Here is an 18,226-nt window from a genome sequence, read left to right as displayed (position 1 = left end):
TTATTATTTGAATAATTAATGTAATTTTCCATAGATAATGAAGTATATAGTTATACCTTTTAAGTCATATCGACTCCACGTCATGCATACAAGGTATTTAAATACTGCAACAATGCTTAATCTTTGAAGCAATAGAAATTAAAAGACTATCCCAATAAAGAATAGTCTTTATTCTCTGTTATTTTTTCTCTGTCAGATGCTTGCTTACGGCATTGAAGAATAAACTTTTTTCATTATCTAATTGGGCTGATGGTAGTGCTGTTTCCCATGTGCTCCATTGCATCATGACAATCTTGTCTTTCGGGTTAATTCCTAACATTTGTCCGAAGATTCCAAGGCCCCAGAATGTTGAGTCAGCATGCGGAGTAGTCAAAGGTGAACCTCGCTTGGCTTGTGAATTCCACCACTGAAAACCATACGTTCCCTTTGGATAATTTTTAGTAACTGAGCCTTTGGCCTGATTCCATTGAGTCGCTTGTGCTGTCCAATTCTCAGGCAGCATTTTATCTCCATTAGAAACACGACCTTCATTTAAGATAAATTGCCCAAAACGTGCATAATCACGCAAAGTTGCATTAAAACCATGCCCGCCCATATCAATCTTATTGCGTTCATAAGATTGCCATACGCCTTCTCGCTCCATACCGACACGCTTCCAGACATTATTTTCTAGATATTTAGCAATATTTTCATGGGTTGCAGCTTCTAATACTTTACCGACAAGATATGCGCCACCCGTATTATATGACCAAACTGTTCCTGGCTTATATTTAGCCTTCAGATGTTTCACATTTTTATATACGCATGCTTCAGGATCTTTTACAGCCTCACAATAGGTCATCTTTGCAAAATCTGAATTTGGATCTTTATAGTTTTCATTCCATTCAACGCCGGAGGTATGTTGCATCAATTGTTTCAGTGTCACTTTTTCCCATGCCGTTCCTTTTAAATCAGGTAAATATTGAATGATTGGATCATTTACTGATTTGATTTTTCCTTGTTGAATGGCAACGCCAATCAATGTTGCGACTATAGATTTCGCAACTGAACGTGAAGTCCATAGCGTTGTCTCATCATTGCCATGTGCATAATATTCATAGGCAATCTTGCCATCTTTTAAAATAATTAAACCTGCAACATTTTGATTTTTTAGATAATCATTTAAACGGTAATTGTTACCGTCGACAGAATAATGGATATCGTTATTTGTTATTCCACTCTTTAACTTTGGTAACGCCAGTACATTTTTCTGATCTGGATGAAAAACACTGCCATCATAAATGCGGAAGGTATTTCGGAAACCAATCACCCGCTGTTTTTGTGTCCATGTGAGCATTTCATGTGGGTTAGGTAATTCCTGATCGACTGTCGTAGGACAATCTTTTAGTCCAAGCTGCTGACAACTATATTCCGCAAATGTGATACTGCTGGCGATCATACCGCCCAACAGTAAACTAATTTTTGCGATTTTCATCTCTATTTTCCCTTAGTAGATTTTTAGTTAATTGACTCAACCATTCGCCACAACATTGTCGTCCGTGATCTTCCTATAAAACGGTTATCATTGGCTGGTTTGCAGACACATTAAAAAATATTTTTAAAATTAGTTACTTGAAATTTAAATATGGATTAAAGAATAGAAAATATTTCATTCTTATTTCTATTCAATTGATCTATTCAAAAATATCGTCATCATTTAATTGTGGCTGGTTAAACTTCACAACTCATTCATTTTTATGATTAATATAAGAGCAACATCATTTTCCAAGTTAAATAGAGCGCTACCAACCCAAAGCTATTGTTCTGTATATCAAATACAAATGACTTGTTTGAAATATTGAAATACGAGTAGTTGACTTAATTTTATTATTTGAATAATTAATGTGATTTTTCTATGCATAGTGAAGTATATAGTTATACCTTTTAAGTCTGGTTTTATTGTGCTCATCATCGTACTGCATCAAAAAAGCGGTCCTTATGACCGCTCCTGAATAATTGATTTTTTGAGATTGCATCAATCACCATCAAGTTGTATCGGAATCCCTTCTTCTTCAAATACCTGTTTAATACATTCCAGAATCTGAGGAAGATACGGACTTTGATCCATATTGCGTACGGCCAGTGAAATTGGAGTGTATGCCTCCAAATCCAGAATAGGAATATAGACCAGATTCTTCATGCCAATGTCACTGGCACTCTCAGGAATAATACAAATACCTTCACCAGAGGAGACCAGACCTAAAGCCATATGAATTTCACGAACCTCAACCATATCTTTAGGTACCAGTCCCAAATCCGTGAAAATCGACTGAATCAGAGTTGAAAAGTTTGGCTTTTGCGTGGCTGGATAAGAAAAAATAGGCTCATCAATAATCTGGGACAGATAAATGCCCTGATCGATGAAACGGGTTAAATGGTGATTTTTATGAATGGCCAATTTGAGCTTTTCTTTGCGCAATAAAATCCGTTTAATTGCAGGATCACTAATTCGTAATCGCCCAAATCCCAAATCGATTTTGCCCAGTTTTAATGCTTCAATCTGGTCTTTAGTGCCATGTTCAATCAACTCGACCTGAATCTCGGGATGATTTTGGCGGAATAAATAAATCACCTGTGGCAACAATGCATATAGCAATGAACTGACATAGCCAATACGGACGATCTTATTAACCGTACTAATGCGTTTTGCCATAGAGGCTGCTTGGGCGGTATGCGTCAAAATCTGTACCGCATGCTGATAAAAGAACTGACCTGCTTCAGTCGTTTTCACAGGTCGCGAACCACGTTCAAATAACAAAATACCCAGTTCTTCTTCCAGTTTTTGAATCTGCCGACTTAAAGGTGGCTGCGCAATACATAACTTTTCCGCCGCTTTGGTAATGCTCTGTTCCTCTACCACAGTCACGAAATAACGAAGATGTCTTAATTCCATTTAATATACCTTTTAAGTATCTAAAAATACCAAATTCAGCCTAGTTCTAAATATTACATTAATTTAGGGTATGTAAATAGGCAAAGATTGAAGAAATACCAAAGATGTATAAATCCATAGAAACCTTACTCGTCGAGATTCCAACCATCCGTCCACATAAGATGGCGGTTGCAACCATGCAAACCCAAACCTTAGTACTGATTAAAATCACGACAGCAGATGGTTTTATTGGTTGGGGTGAAGCGACGACCATTGGTGGTTTAGGTTATGGGGAAGAAAGTCCTGAAAGTGTCAAAACCAATATTGAGCAGTACTTTTCGCCATTGTTAAAAACGCTGGATGGTTTTAATGTGGCTCAAACCCTAAAAATTATTCAGCAAAATATCAATGGTAACCGTTTTGCCAAATGCGCCATCCAGACAGCCTTGCTAGATATTCAGGCACAACGTTTAGGGCTGCCACTCAGTGAAGTGCTCGGTGGACGCTTACGCGATAGCGTGCCTGTACTTTGGGTGCTTGCTTCTGGCAATACCGAAAAAGATATTGCTGAAGCACAAAAAATGGTTGAGCTAAAGCGCCATAATATTTTCAAATTAAAAATTGGTTCACGTCCGGTGGAACAAGATGTTGAACATGTTCTGGCCATTAAAAAGGCATTAGGTAAGGATGTTTCAATTCGTGTTGATGTCAATCGTGCCTGGTCTGAACTGAATGCGATTAAAGGGATTCAAATGCTTCAGGATGGCGGTGTTGATCTGATTGAGCAACCGTGTGCAATTCACAATATTGATGCCATGCAACGCCTAACTCGCAAGTTTGATATTGCCATTATGGCCGATGAATCGTTAACAGGGCCGCAAAGTGCTTATTGTTTGGCAAAGACGAATGCAGCCTCAGTGTTTGCGGTAAAAATTGCACAATCTGGCGGTCTGATCGAAGCCTGCGACGTTGCAAAAGTCGCTAATCTGGCAGGGATTGACCTCTATGGCGGCACCATGCTTGAAGGGCCTGTTGGTACCATTGCCTCTGCACATGCATTCTCTACCTTTAGCAATTTAGCCGCTGGCACGGAACTGTTTGGCCCACTGCTACTCACGGAAGAAATTTTAAAAACACCACTTCAATATGGCAATTTTGAACTCAAGATTCCAACCGGTCCTGGCCTCGGCATTGAACTGGATCAAGACAAAATCGACAACCTGCGTCGTCAATAATTCAAGGAGTTGACATGCTTTTCCAAGTACGAATGGATGTAAAGATCCCCCTCGATATGCCAGCTGAAAAAGCCAATGAAATTAAAGCCGTGGAAAAAGCTTATTCACAAGACTTACAGCGTCAAGGTAAATGGCGTCATATCTGGCGCATCACGGGACAATACTCAAACATCAGTATTTTTGATGTGGAAAGTAATGAGGAATTACACACTATTTTGCAGGGACTGCCTTTATATCCCTACATGAATATTGAAGTGATGGCTTTAAATCGCCATCCCTCTGCCATTCGTGAAGATGACAGCTAAACGCGCATAGCAGGCAAAGTTAAAAACAGAATTTGAACAAGGAATGTGGCGAGCCAAGGAACCAGCAGAATAGCCAGTTCGCTAGCCACCAAAAATTATCATACTTCAGGAGAATATGTATGAACCGTCAAGAAATCGATGCACTGGTTAAAAAAATGAATGTGGATACCGCGACAGGTGAAGTCAATCCACGTGTACAACAAATTGTAGTTCGTCTGCTCGGTGATCTTTTTCAGGCAATTGAAGATCTGGACATCTCGCAAAGTGAACTGTGGAAAGGTCTTGAGTATTTTACCGATGCAGGTCAGGCCAATGAACTTGGTTTACTGGCTGCGGGCTTAGGTTTAGAGCATTATCTTGATTTACGTGCCGATGAAGCAGATGCCAAAGCAGGCATTACGGGTGGCACACCACGTACCATTGAAGGCCCACTTTATGTCGCAGGTGCACCTGAATCTGTTGGTTTTGCCCGTATGGATGATGGCTCTGAATCAGACAAAGTGGATACCTTATTTATTGAAGGCACAGTGACAGATCCTGAAGGCAATATTATCGAAGGTGCTAAAGTCGAAGTGTGGCATGCCAATAGCTTAGGTAATTATTCATTCTTTGATAAATCGCAATCAGACTTCAATTTACGCCGTACTATTCTTTCTGATGTCAATGGTCACTATGTCGCACAAACCACCATGCCTGTAGGCTATGGTTGCCCACCAGAAGGTACTACGCAAGCGGTACTGAACCTATTAGGTCGTCATGGTAACCGCCCTTCTCACGTCCATTATTTTGTCTCTGCGCCGGGCTATCGCAAATTAACCACGCAGTTCAATATTGAAGGCGATCAATACCTATGGGATGACTTCGCATTTGCAACACGTGAAGGTCTTATCGCAACTGCTGTTGATGTAACAGATGAAGGAGAAATTGCTCGTCGTGGTCTCAACAAGCCATTCAAGCACATTACTTTTAATGTCGAATTGGTTAAAGAACATGCAGGTGCGCCGAGTTCAGAAGTTGAACGTCGTCGTGTTGGTGCTTAATCCCCTAAAAATGACTGTGAGCTATTCATTAGCTCACGGTTTTTAAATTTCTATGCATCGCGTGTGATGAAAGTTTTGATGAAAACAGGCATGTATAGAAATTTAAAAACATGTATCAAAGGTTGGCCTTATGATTGATAAAAGTAAGCTCTCATTGACCGAGGCACTGTCACAGATCAAGGATGGAGCAACCATCATGATTGGTGGCTTCGGCACCGCAGGACAACCCGCTGAACTGATTGATGGACTGATCGAACTCGGGATCAAGGATCTGGTCATCGTCAATAACAATGCTGGTAACGGTGATTATGGTTTGGCCAAACTGCTTAAAACAGGTGCAGTACGTAAAATCATTTGTTCCTTCCCACGTCAGTCTGATTCATGGGTCTTCGATGAACTGTATCGTGCAGGCAAGATTGAGCTGGAACTGGTGCCACAAGGCAATCTGGCGTGTCGTATTCAGGCTGCTGGCATGGGTTTAGGTGCGGTATTTACCCCAACAGGTTTCGGTACGCTTTTGGCTGAAGGCAAGGAAACCCGTCATATCGATGGTAAAGACTACGTGCTTGAATACCCAATCAAAGCAGACTTCGCGCTGATCAAGGCACACAAAGGCGATCGCTGGGGCAATCTGGTTTATAACAAATCAGCCCGTAACTTTGGCCCGATCATGGCGATGGCAGCGGATGTCACCATTGCACAGGTTTCTGAACTAGCTGAACTCGGTCAGCTTGATCCTGAACACATTATTACCCCTGGGATTTTTGTACAGCATGTGGTCGCAGTTGATGCGACGACTGGCGCAGGAGCATAAACATGAGCTATCAAAAATTAAGCCGTGACCAGATTGCTGAACGTGTCGCACAAGATATTCCAGATGGTGCTTATGTCAATCTCGGCATCGGCCTTCCAACCAAGATTTCAAACTATCTTCCAGCAGACAAAGATGTATTCCTGCATTCGGAAAATGGCCTACTTGCATTCGGTCCGCCACCAGCCAAAGGTGAAGAAGACCCTGAGCTGATTAATGCAGGTAAAGAATACGTCACCATGCTGACGGGTGGCAGTTTTTTCCATCATGGTGATTCCTTTGCCATGATGCGTGGTGGACATCTGGATATTGCGGTACTCGGTGCGTTCCAGGTGGCAGCCAATGGTGATTTAGCCAACTGGCATACTGGAGCAGCGGATGCGATTCCTGCCGTGGGTGGGGCGATGGATCTGGCGGTAGGTGCCAAGAAAGTATTTATCACCACTGATCACACCACCAAGCAAGGTGAACCGAAGATTGTTGAATCGCTTTCATATCCAGCAACAGGGTTGAAATGTGTCGATCGAATTTATACCGATCTGTGTGTGATTGATGTGACTCAAGATGGTTTAAAAGTGATTGAGAAAGTGGATGGTCTGAGCTTTGAGGAGTTACAGGCGTTGACGGGTGCTCAGTTGATTGATGCGACTCAAGCTTAAGGATTGAAATCCCCCTAAATCCCCCTTTGTTAAGGGGGACTTCACCTAAACAATAGAGTGAGGTCTCCCTCCTTTTTAAAGGAGGGATTAAGGGAGGATTAAAAGGAAAAAGTGACGAAAACTAGCTGTTGGTATGGGATTAAACACCTTAAGACTCCGTCGTACCAAGCTTTTATTAATTAATGGCCAGTGCTACTACCGTCACTGCCTGTAAATGAAAGTGATTTTCGAAAATCATTTGTATAGGCAATGCCTTACTTTTTAAGGATAAAAAGTAACAAAAATCCTTTGTTGGACTGATGGTATATCCATATACCACAGTCCAACAGGCGACATCCATGTCGCCATCGCGAAATAATGACTGAGAATGGCTGAAAGGCCCGAAGTAAAGGACAAGATTTAAAATGAAAAACGCTTATATCATCGATGCCATCCGTACTCCATTTGGTCGTTATGCAGGTGGTCTTGCACCATTACGTGCAGATGATTTGGGAGCCATCCCACTTCAGGCCTTGATGCAACGCAACCCAAGTGTCGATTGGCAACAAGTGGATGATGTGATCTATGGCTGTGCCAATCAGGCGGGTGAAGATAACCGTAATGTTGGACGTATGTCAGCATTATTGGCAGGCTTACCTTATCAAGTGCCTGCAACCACAGTGAACCGTTTATGTGGTTCATCACTGGATGCCATTGCCATGGCTGCGCGTGCCATTAAAGCCAACGAAGCTGACCTGATTATTGCGGGCGGTGTGGAAAGTATGAGCCGTGCCCCTTATGTGATGGGAAAATCTGACAGTGCATTTGGTCGCAGCCAAAAGATTGAAGACACCACCATGGGCTGGCGTTTTATCAATCCAAAGCTCAAAGAAATGTATGGCGTGGACACCATGCCACAAACTGCGGAAAACGTGGCAGAGCAATTCAATATCAACCGTGCTGATCAAGATCAGTTTGCTTTAAACAGCCAGCAACGTACTGCAACTGCACAAGCCAAAGGCTTCTTTGCCCGTGAAATCATCCCTGTAACGATTCCACAGCGTAAGGGCGATGCCATTGTGGTGGATACGGATGAGCATCCACGTGCATCAACAACTTTAGAAGCTTTAACCAAACTTAAAGGTGTGGTGAAAGCAGAAGGCACAGTGACAGCAGGTAATGCCTCTGGAATTAATGATGGTGCTGCTGCCTTATTGATTGCTTCGGACGAAGCCGTCGAAAAATATCAACTCAAACCACGCGCCAAAATCATTGCAGCCACCACAGTGGGTGTTGAACCTCGCATTATGGGCTTTGCACCTGCACCTGCGATCAAGAAACTACTTAAACAAGCCAATCTCTCTTTAGCGCAAATGGATGTGATTGAGCTAAACGAAGCTTTTGCTGCACAAGCTTTGGCAGTCACCCGTGATTTAGGTTTGGCAGATGATGATGCCCGCGTCAATCCGAATGGCGGTGCAATTGCCCTAGGTCATCCATTGGGTGCGTCTGGTGCGCGTCTAGTGACCACAGCTTTAAACCAGCTTGAACAGATCAAGGGACAATATGCCTTATGTTCGATGTGTATCGGTGTCGGTCAAGGCATTGCATTGATTATTCAACGTGTTGATTAAAAATTAAGGAAGAGTAATGTCAGTTTTTCAGTCTGCCGATGCACAGATCAATTATCAAACTTTTGGAGATCCCAACTCCCCTGCACTGGTATTTTCCAATTCTTTGGGGACCAACTACGGGATGTGGCAACAGCAGTTCAATTATTTTAAAGAACGCTTTTATGTGATTTGTTATGACACACGTGGTCATGGTGCATCATCAACGCCGCAAGATCCTTATACCCTGCAACAACTGGGTGAAGATGTCATCCGTTTACTGGATCATTTGAAGGTTGAAAAAGCCAGTTTTTGTGGAATTTCCATGGGTGGCTTAACGGGTCAATGGCTTGCGATTCATTATCCACATCGATTTAGTCATGTGATCATTGCCAATACTGCGGCAAAAATTGGTCAGGAACAAGCATGGCTGGATCGTGCAAAATTAGTTAGAGAACAAGGTTTACAACCCATCGCAGCGACTGCCGCATCTCGATGGTTTACAGATCCCTTTATCCAAAGCCAAACGGCGATTGTCAATAACTTGTGTAACGACTTAAGTGCTGGCAGCGCAATGGGTTATGCCAATTGTTGTGAGGCTTTGGCTAAGGCGGATGTTCGTGATCAACTCAAAGAGATCCCTATTCCTGTTTTAATTATTGCTGGAACACAAGACCCTGTCACTACAGTTGCAGATGGGCAATTTATGCAACAGCAGATTCCTAATGCCCAGTTAGTAGAAATCAATGCCTCGCATATTTCGAATATTGAACAGGTCGATGCATTCAATCAGGCAGTGTTCGATTTTATTACTACAACTTAATTAAAACAAAGCGCTGCTTCATAAGCAGCGCAAGATCGTAGCACTAAAAACACGCTCCACCTGAATAAGCTTTGCCATAGAAATATATTTATTTAAATCAATCGTAAGCCATTATTTTTTGACCGATGTGCCTTGGTCGCTGCATAAGGATCATGCAATGCATAACAACAACCCACAACATCATACTGTTTCAGCACCTTCATTTTTCTCTTCAAATCTGAAACAAGCTTGGCTAATTACGGCACTTTTAGTGCTATTTCAGATGATTAATTTTGCGGATAAAGCTGTTTTAGGGCTTGTTGCCGAACCCGTCATGGCTGAATTAGGGCTCACGGCGACCCAGTTTGGTTTTATTGGCAGTGCCTTTTTCTTTTTGTTCGCAATCTCGGGTATCGCCGTTGGCTTTATTGCAGAAAAAGTTCAAACCCGCTGGTTACTTCTGATCATGGGATTAAGTTGGGCACTGTTACAGTTCCCTATGCTATTCGGTGGTGGTTTAACAACCTTATTGATCACACGAATAGTACTCGGTGCAGCAGAAGGCCCTGCTTCATCCATTTCATTAACCCATGTACAGGGTTGGTTTGAACCCAGTGCCCGTGGTTTTCCAAGTAGCCTTGTTGCTTCAGGAACCATGCTTGGGCCAATTATTGCGGCACCTATTTTGGCCTATATCATTGCGCATCCAGATTGGGGCTGGCGTTGGGCCTTTGGCTTTCTGGGTATTATTGGCATCATCTGGAGTCTTTTATGGCGTTGTATCTGTAAAGAAGGCCCTTATAGTCATTTTCATCAAGCCAAAAATTCAGCGACTTCTTCTATGACAGAAAGCAAAGAAGCTAAAACCGGTCGCCAAAGTATCATAGATTTTGTAGATCAATTAAAACCCGTCCCAATTTTCAAAATCTTTTTTTCTCAAATGTTTATTGCGGCCTTCCTCGCTGGCTTGGGCTGCTTCTGGTCTTTAGGATTTTTAACCACTTGGGCAGTTAAATATATTGCATCCATCCATCAGTTCTCGCCTGAAATGATTGCCTTTATTTCTAGCTTTCCGTGGATTTTAGGCGCCCTCACCTTGGCACTTGCTGGCTATATTTCAAAAGTACTTCTACAAAAAGGACAAAGTGTTCATATTGCTTTTGGTGTTATTTTTGGCTTACTACTTCTATGTTCGGGTGCTGCCTTTTATTTGCTCCCCTTTTCAACGGGAAGTCTCAATCTGATCCTGATCACGGTTGCAGCAGGATTTTCCATGTGTTTTCCGCTGGCGACCATGACGGTCAGTTATAGTGTTTGCCCGCAACAACGTGCCGTAGTCATGGCAACACTGGTGGCAACCGCCTCTATAGGCGGAATCATTTCCCCAACCATGATTGGATATTTGATGGATCATGCAGGTTATATCAACCCAGGCAAAGGCGTTCCACTCAGTCCACAGATGTTAGAAAATTTAACGATAGGCATGAATCAGGGATTTAGCTCTATTGGTTTGTATCTGGTTGTGGTGGGGATTCTCAATATCCTATTGCTGAATCCAGATCGGTTAGCTAAAAAATTGATGTGTTAGTTCTGCTCATTCGTCAAACAATCATCTTAATGCCCCGAGCAAAAAGCAGATGATTGTTTGATCTATTATTTTTCTTAAATGAATTTCTCGAAACCGATAAAACCTTGTCTCATAAAGTATAAAGATATACCCACAAGGTAATGGAAAATTACATAGATAAATCATCATAATTTTATTCAATGAACAAGGTATGTTCAGCGGTGTATTTCACTCCCTTCAACAGAAGATTTTCAAGTCATGTCTTTGAAACGATAACGACAATAAGGATATTTAAAATTGATCAATCATAGCCCCCTCTATAGCGCTACTTTGCTTAAAAATGGAATGTTAGCGTTAGGTTGTACTTTGCTCATAGGATGTAATTCACCTTCAAATTTAGAAACAACGCCTCATCCACAACAAATCACAATTAAGCGAGATCACTTTGGTACGCCCCATGTCTATGCAAAAGATAGTTATGGACTTTTTTACGGTTATGGCTATGCCGTCGCAACTGATCGTTTATTTCAGATGGAAATGTCAAAACGTACAGGTTTAGGCACGGTCGCTGAAGTATTGGGTCCCGATTATGTGCAATATGATATTGCAACCCATAGTCGCTTTAACCCTGAAAATATCAGACAACAAATTGCGCGACTCTCCCCCGAAGACCGTGCAATTTTTGAGGGTTATGCGGCAGGTTTCAATAAACGCGTCAAAGAAGTTTTAGCCAATCCAGCACTCATGCCAAAAGAATTTGTTGATTATGGCTTTAAACCCTCAAGCTGGGAAACAGAAGACATAGCAATGGTTTGGGTCGGTCTCATTCTCAATCGCTTCTTTTCAGCAAGTTCAGAAGTTTCAAACTTAGACTTGCTCACCCAACTACAAAAAGAAAAAGGTCAAGCTGAGGGGCTTAAAGTCTATCAACAATTACGCTGGCTAGATGATCCAAAAGCACCAACAATTATTCAATCTGAACAAGCTCCACAATTTTCAGCACGACAGCAAACTATCCCGAAAAAGGTTTTGCCTATCTCCAATCAGGCAGCAGAAAAATATTTGGCACAAGCACGTATTGCGCTGGGTAAAAGCGTGATTGATGGTGTTCCAACAGCCAGCAATGCTTGGGTAGTAAAGGGAGATAAGACCATTGAGGGTCAGACTGTTTTATATAATGGCCCGCAACAAGGCTGGTATACCCCTGCCATTACCTATGCAATTGGCCTACACGGCGCAGGCTATGACCTAACAGGTATTACCCCTGTCGGTTTACCTGCAATTTTATTTGGCACCAATGGCAAAATCGCATGGGGTTCTACGGTAGGCTCACTCGATACTAACGATGTTTACCAACTCACGCTAAATCCAAGCAATTCAAAAGAATATTTATACAAAGGCGCTTATATTCCATTTGAGCACAAGCAAGTAAAAATAAAAGTTAAGAATCAGGCCGACCATATTTTAGATGTTTATAAGAGCAAACAAGGCTTTGTCAGCACATGGGATGAAAAAAATCACACCGCCTATGCTCAAAAACGTAGCTGGGAAGGTGTAGAAATTGAAACCTTATTAGGCTGGGCCAATGCAGCCAAGGCCACCAACTGGGATGAGTTTCTTGCTCAAGCCAAACGTGTCGCGGCCTCTATTACTTGGTTCTATGCCGATACCAAAAACAATATTGGGGTCGCTGCGTTGGGACGTTTACCGATTCGCCCTGAAAACCAGCATATTCAACTTCCTGCACTTGGCGATGGTTCAATGGAATGGCAGGGTTTTTACGATTTCTCGCATAATCCAAAACAATATAATCCTGAAAAAGGTTATATCAGCAGTTGGAATAATAAAGCATATGCAGCTTTACGTTCTGACTCTTCGAATTTCTCTTATGTTGATCGTGTCAATGAACTGATCGAACCTTTGGAAAGTAAACCAAAGTTAAGCCAGCAAGAGATTTGGGACATTAATAAAATAGGTGCTTGGTCGGATTTAAACGCACGCTATTTTATTCCCTCTATAATCAAAGCCGCACAAAGTGACAAAGCCTCGACACAGGCTAAAAAAGTCGCACCGCTATTGGCAGAATGGGATCTAAAATTACGCCCAGATCGTGAAGGGAAATATTATCAGGGTGCAGCGCCAGCGATTATGCGTGCATGGCTGAACCAGATGATTTTCTTGGTGTTAAAACCAAACTTATCAGAAAGTATTTATCAGCGTTATACCGATACGCTTTATCCGGTCAATAATGATCCACGAAGTGCACAGCCTGCCAGCGCATCAAAATTAATCTGGAATGCCCTGCAAGGAAAACAGGCAAGCGTTCCCCAGAATGTTGACTTCTTAAAAGGACAAACAGCAGATGATATTGTATTAAAAGCTTTAGAAAATGCACTAGTTGAACTTTCAAAACAGTATCACTCTACTGACCCGAATGACTGGAAAATTCCAGTCGCAACCATGGGCTTTTCTAGCAAAAATTCCGTCGGTATTCCATGGGCCGATCCATCACATGAACAACAGCTCAGTACTTATGGAAATACGGGAAGTGCTACGTTTAGAGTGGTGTTAAATCCAAATCAAGTCAGCATGTGTTCAATTTTAGCGCCTGGTCAAAGTGGCTTTATCAATCAAAATGGAAAAACTGATGCCCATTTTGCAGATCAACTGCCTTTATTTGAAAGTTATAAATGTAAAGATGATGCAGTGAGTCAAAAGGAAATCGACCAAGCAACTCAACAAAGCATCACTTTAAACTACTAACTTTTTAGTCCAATTTTCATTTTAAAGACTGAGGTTTGTTATTTCTAAAATGACAAATCTCTTTATTGGCTTAATACCGAATCATGACCGATTTTAATTCAGTGTAATCTTCAATAAATGCATCAGAAAACTCTCTGCCAATTCCTGAAGCTTTCACCCCGCCAAATGGAACGGATGGATCTAAGAATGTGTGCATATTGACCCATAAGGTTCCTGCTTCAATTTTAGGAATTAAACGTAAAGCTTTAGATAAATCATTTGTCCAGATACTTGCGGTTAAACCAAAGCGTGACTGATTCATCAATTGAACGAGTTCTTCATCAGTGTCGAATGGCATTACCCCAACCACTGGACCAAAAGTTTCTTCTGAAAATAAAGGGTCATCCGTATTTTTAAAGGAAATTAAAGTCGGCTGTACAAAATACCCTGTCTGATCTAAAGCCTCTCCCCCTGCAATAATCTGGTTGTTGGCTTTTGCCATATCTAAATAGTGTTTTACTTTATAAAAATGTGGCTGATTAGAGAGTGGACCGAACATACTTCCCTCATCCATAGCCGATCCAATTTTAAACTGCGAAAGTGCTTTAGAGAGTTTTTCGACTAGTTCATCATGTTTTGTATGATGTACAAAAAAACGCTCTGGGGATGCACAAACTTGACCTTGATGCACAAAAGTTGCTTGCAACAAAGTCGGTAAAATCTCATCAATATTTGCATCAGCCAAAACGGTTATGGCATTTTTACCACCTAACTCTAAACTTACCCGAGTTAAATCACTACTCATCGCAAGTTTACCAATGGCAATACCTGTTGGTACTGAACCTGTAAACGAGACTTTCTTAACGAGTGGCGACTCAATTAAATATTGTCCCGTCTCGCCCTTACCCGTAACCACATTAATTACACCAGCTGGAATACCTGCCTCAATAGCAAGTTCAGCTAAACGTAATAAAGATAAGCTGGCAAACTCACTCGGTTTAAGCACAATGGTGCAGCCCGTTGTTAAAGCTGAACCGATTTTCCAAACACCAATCATGAGTGAGAAATTCCAAGGCACAATCCCTGCAACCACACCAATCGGTTGTCTTAAAGTAAAGGCCGTATATTTCTCACCTTGCATAGAAGGAATGGAGGGTTGCATAGTTTGACCATTAATTTTGGTTGCCCAACCAGCAAAATATCTTAAGAAAATAACAGATTGTGCGACTTCAAGATGACGGGAAATATTGATAAGTTTTCCTGTAGACAACGTTTCGAGCTGTGCAAGTTCTTCACCATATTGCTCAATTAAATCTGCCAGCTTGTTCAGTTTAACGCCACGCTCATACGGTGTCGTTTCAGCCCAAGCATTTTGAAAAGCATGTTCAGCACTTTTCACCGCATTTTCGACATCTTGTTGACTACCAATACTAATTTGAGCAACAACTTGTTCAGTCGATGGATTTACAATATCTACTTTATCCAAAAGCTCGGCGGCCACTAATTTTCCATTAATAAAATGTCCATGCTGACGTGCCATAAATTGCTGTACGCTTTCTAAAATCTGAACTTCACTCATTTTCTTTTCCTCTTTTCATTTCTAAAATTTTGTTATGACAGCAACCTAAGCGACCTGATTCAAAATAAAGTCTGCACCACGTTCTCCAATCATGATGGCAATTGCGTTGGTATTACCGCTTGGAACTTGTGGGCAAATAGAACAATCCACCACACGTAAATTTTTAAAACCATGGACTTTAAGGGTTTGATCTGTGACCGAATCTTGCGGAGCATTGCCCATTTTGCAGCTACCTGCGGGGTGATAGACCGTTTTAATATTCTGGCGCATCCATTTATCAATCGCTTCAATATCATCAGGATCGATATTTGCAGGTTCAATCACTTCTTTGACAATCGCTTTCAATGCTGGTTGTCGTAATAGACGAAGTCCAGCCTGTACCGCACGGATATTGGCGTCAATATCTTCTTGATGGCCTAAATAATTGGGGTCAATGACAGGCAAATCTTTGGGATCTTTACTGCTTAAACGTAAAGTCCCACGTGCTTTTGGCTGTACATGTCCAACTTTAATCGTAAGGCCATGTGCCTGAGCAACCGCTTTTTCGCCAGGGGTATTATCGAAATTATCCAGCACAGGTAAAAAGTGAAATTGGACATCAGGTCGACCATTGTTATTGGTGTCAATAAAACCACCACCTTCTAGAATGTTGGTGGTTAACAATCCTGAACGTGTAAAACACCACTGTAAAAAGTGTCGTACCGCAGTTAAACCTTGGTCTTCACCGAGCAAACTATTATTGGTTGTTACCGTTGCATTCACCGACATATGCAAATGGTCGTGAAAATTGTCACCTACAGGTAAGTCACGAATGCATTCTATTCCGAGTTCATCTAGATGTTGTTTTGGACCAATTCCCGAAAGTAATAAAACCTTAGGACTGCCAATTGCACCAGCGCTCAGAATGACTTCTTTTTGAACCTGTACAGTAATTGGTGATTTTCCGCCAACACTATAAGTCACCCCAGTAACCTGATCACCTTGAGTTTCAATTCTATGGACTAAGGCATCCGTAATCACTGTAAGGTCTGGGTGGTTTTCGACTGACTTTAAATAGGTTTTTGAAGTACTCGCCCGTGAACCATTTTGAGTAGTAGTTTGATAAAACCCGACTCCCGCCTGATCCCAGCCATTTATATCATTGACGTAATTCATGCCCATTTGCTGACCTGCTTTAATACAAGCAAGCGTCAAAGGATGGCGATAGCGGTTTTCACTGACAGGTAAAATGCCATCTTGTCCATGATATTCATCAGCAAGACTTTCATTTTTTTCTGCTTTCTTAAAAAAAGGCAGCACATGTTGATAAGACCACTGATTGCATCCCCATTCCGAGGCCCATAAATCATAATCCTGACGTTGGCCTCGGCAATAGATCATTCCGTTGACCGAGCTTCCACCTCCCAACACTTTTCCTTGTGCAAGGATCATTTCACGATGATTACAATATTTCTGCGGCACGGTCATGTATTGCCATGATTTCTGCTGGAATACTTTAACCACCGTCGCAGGTATAGTATGAAACATACTGCTATCTCGGCTTCCTGCCTCTAGAACAAGAACACGCCCAGCCTTGGCTTCTAATAGTCGTGCTGCGACCACACAGCCTGCTGAGCCAGCACCAATCACGATATAGTCATATTGTGTATTCATCTGATTTCATCCTCATTTTATTTCTATAAATGCACCGCCAATAAACACGGTCTCCTTCGCTCTGATTTAATAGATGTATTGCAGAATCAACTGCGCATACACATTGGTTTTGTCATCGTAGTTTTGAGTACCACCACTATGGATATCGTGCTTTGGTTTATAGAGCCCGACTAAAGGAATAACGTTGAATTTTTTATTAACCGACCAAACCGAAAACACATCCAGCTCATGTCCATCCACATTGGTAAAAGACTTATTGACTGTTTTGAACTTATAGGCCAAAGCACCCAACATAAAGTTTTCTTTTAGATTCATGCTGTAAGAGACTTGATGAATATCTGCATTTTTATTGAATGGACCAGCATAGTTTCCGGCAACTTCACCTTGAAACCATGTACCAAACCCGACCGTATTTCCATAAAACATCGGGTCGTATTGGTCTGAAAAATGACTAAAACGGTAGCCTAATGAGGGTGTATATTTTGAAGATAAAAAGTTATAGTTCAGCGCCAAGTAGCCAGCATTTTCTTGACCCTCTTTTTTATCTTGTACAACAAACTCAGTTTTAACTTGCAGCTCTGGTAAAGGTTGATAATTCAAACGTAAAGCATAGTTTTTAAGGTCTTCGCGCCCCGAAACGTGTTCAGCATCTTTAAGGTCTAATACATTTAAGTAAGTAAACCCAGCACCCTTGTCTTTAAGCTGATACATCAGATCAGTCACAAACAGTTCGGGGGAAAATTGTGCTTTATTGTCTGACTTTAGGTAAGCCAGCTTTAGCGTCGTATTCTCTTGCAGTTTGTATTGAAGCAAACTGGTAAAATCAAAGCTTCGACGTGCCGCCAGATAATAGGCGCCGCCCCGATCGAGTGTGCCATCCGCAGGTGGTTTACCGAGGTTTAACGCATCACCTGCGATAAAGAATCCGTCACCAATCATGATATTTTGTCGACCGATACTTAAATCATAGGTCGTTAACTCATCTTTATTGGTCCCATCTTTAAAACCAATGATCCATTGATTCACATCTGTTTTACGTTCTTTGCCATTACTATTTTGGCCTGCGTCACCATCACCAAATGTTGCCGAGCTAATACCGCTCAAGCTTGCATAGAGCTGATTGTTTTTAAAGTTGTAATGTCCTTTAGCACCATATTTAAGATGGCCTTCTTGCCAATTGACTCTTTCATCCTCTAGGTTTTCGCCGTTATAGCTTTTACCGCTACTAAAAGCCCCAAAAGTTGCTTCAAAAGTCGGTTTAATTTCAAGCTCGCCAGCATGCACAGTTGAAAAAAATGAGACAAAGAGAGTCCCTCTCATGACTTGAGAAAGT

At 41.7% G+C, this 18,226-nt stretch carries 14 protein-coding genes; 9 read left to right on the top strand and 5 right to left on the bottom strand.

Annotated features, from left to right (window positions below):
- Positions 1–178 precede the first annotated feature (178 nt).
- Both AWW72_RS06035 and catM read right to left on the bottom strand, forming a co-directional pair.
- Positions 179–1,474 carry a serine hydrolase domain-containing protein gene (locus tag AWW72_RS06035; RefSeq protein ID WP_062846727.1) on the bottom strand — a complete coding sequence of 432 codons (1,296 nt, stop codon included), beginning with the start codon at positions 1,472–1,474 and terminating at the stop codon, positions 179–181.
- Positions 1,475–2,014: 540 nt separating this feature from the next.
- The gene (gene catM / locus AWW72_RS06030) at positions 2,015–2,932 is read right to left on the bottom strand and encodes a cis,cis-muconate-binding transcription regulator CatM (RefSeq protein WP_047432085.1); all 918 of its coding nucleotides are present in this window, start codon (positions 2,930–2,932) and stop codon (positions 2,015–2,017) included.
- A 104-nt stretch (positions 2,933–3,036) separates the two neighbouring features.
- Between catM and AWW72_RS06025 the strand changes: the two genes are divergently transcribed.
- From AWW72_RS06025 to AWW72_RS05985, 9 genes are all read left to right on the top strand, one after another.
- Entirely contained in the window at positions 3,037–4,146 is a 1,110-nt protein-coding gene (locus tag AWW72_RS06025; RefSeq protein ID WP_004771122.1) for a muconate/chloromuconate family cycloisomerase, read from the top strand.
- A gap of 14 nt (positions 4,147–4,160) precedes the next feature.
- Positions 4,161–4,451 (top strand): muconolactone Delta-isomerase, encoded by a 291-nt coding sequence (catC, locus tag AWW72_RS06020; RefSeq protein ID WP_004771121.1) that lies wholly within the window; start codon positions 4,161–4,163, stop codon positions 4,449–4,451.
- 119 nt (positions 4,452–4,570) lie between these two features.
- Positions 4,571–5,491: a catechol 1,2-dioxygenase gene (catA, locus tag AWW72_RS06015; RefSeq protein ID WP_062846726.1), complete on the top strand. Its 921-nt coding sequence runs from the start codon at positions 4,571–4,573 to the stop codon at positions 5,489–5,491.
- Positions 5,492–5,621: 130 nt separating this feature from the next.
- Entirely contained in the window at positions 5,622–6,305 is a 684-nt protein-coding gene (locus AWW72_RS06010; protein ID WP_047432077.1) for a 3-oxoacid CoA-transferase subunit A, read from the top strand.
- A 2-nt stretch (positions 6,306–6,307) separates the two neighbouring features.
- Positions 6,308–6,961, top strand: coding sequence for a 3-oxoacid CoA-transferase subunit B (locus AWW72_RS06005; protein ID WP_062846725.1), 654 nt, complete (start codon positions 6,308–6,310; stop codon positions 6,959–6,961).
- A gap of 404 nt (positions 6,962–7,365) precedes the next feature.
- Entirely contained in the window at positions 7,366–8,574 is a 1,209-nt protein-coding gene (pcaF, locus tag AWW72_RS06000; protein WP_062846724.1) for a 3-oxoadipyl-CoA thiolase, read from the top strand.
- Between the two features lie 16 nt (positions 8,575–8,590).
- Positions 8,591–9,373 carry a 3-oxoadipate enol-lactonase gene (gene pcaD, locus AWW72_RS05995; protein WP_062846723.1) on the top strand — a complete coding sequence of 261 codons (783 nt, stop codon included), beginning with the start codon at positions 8,591–8,593 and terminating at the stop codon, positions 9,371–9,373.
- Positions 9,374–9,530: 157 nt separating this feature from the next.
- Positions 9,531–10,940 carry an MFS transporter gene (locus tag AWW72_RS05990; RefSeq protein ID WP_062846722.1) on the top strand — a complete coding sequence of 470 codons (1,410 nt, stop codon included), beginning with the start codon at positions 9,531–9,533 and terminating at the stop codon, positions 10,938–10,940.
- A gap of 324 nt (positions 10,941–11,264) precedes the next feature.
- Complete coding sequence (locus AWW72_RS05985) at positions 11,265–13,682, top strand: penicillin acylase family protein (RefSeq protein ID WP_155858544.1); 2,418 nt, start codon at positions 11,265–11,267, stop codon at positions 13,680–13,682.
- 70 nt (positions 13,683–13,752) lie between these two features.
- Here AWW72_RS05985 and AWW72_RS05980 read toward each other — a convergent pair whose 3' ends face one another.
- The 3 genes from AWW72_RS05980 to AWW72_RS05970 all read right to left on the bottom strand — a co-directional run bounded on the left by AWW72_RS05980 (position 13,753) and on the right by AWW72_RS05970 (position 18,177).
- The gene (locus AWW72_RS05980) at positions 13,753–15,240 is read right to left on the bottom strand and encodes an NAD-dependent phenylacetaldehyde dehydrogenase (protein WP_062846720.1); all 1,488 of its coding nucleotides are present in this window, start codon (positions 15,238–15,240) and stop codon (positions 13,753–13,755) included.
- Positions 15,241–15,285: 45 nt separating this feature from the next.
- Positions 15,286–16,893 (bottom strand): GMC family oxidoreductase, encoded by a 1,608-nt coding sequence (locus AWW72_RS05975; RefSeq protein WP_062846719.1) that lies wholly within the window; start codon positions 16,891–16,893, stop codon positions 15,286–15,288.
- Positions 16,894–16,959: 66 nt separating this feature from the next.
- A complete protein-coding gene (locus tag AWW72_RS05970; protein WP_155858543.1) occupies positions 16,960–18,177 on the bottom strand; it encodes a hypothetical protein in 1,218 nt (405 codons plus the stop codon).
- Between the last annotated feature and the right edge of the window lie 49 nt (positions 18,178–18,226).

It is taken from the genome of Acinetobacter sp. NRRL B-65365 (assembly GCF_001605865.1).
Taxonomy (GTDB): domain Bacteria; phylum Pseudomonadota; class Gammaproteobacteria; order Pseudomonadales; family Moraxellaceae; genus Acinetobacter; species Acinetobacter vivianii.
The sequence above is the reverse complement of the archived record's forward strand: the minus strand, read 5'-3'. Positions and strand labels throughout refer to the sequence as shown.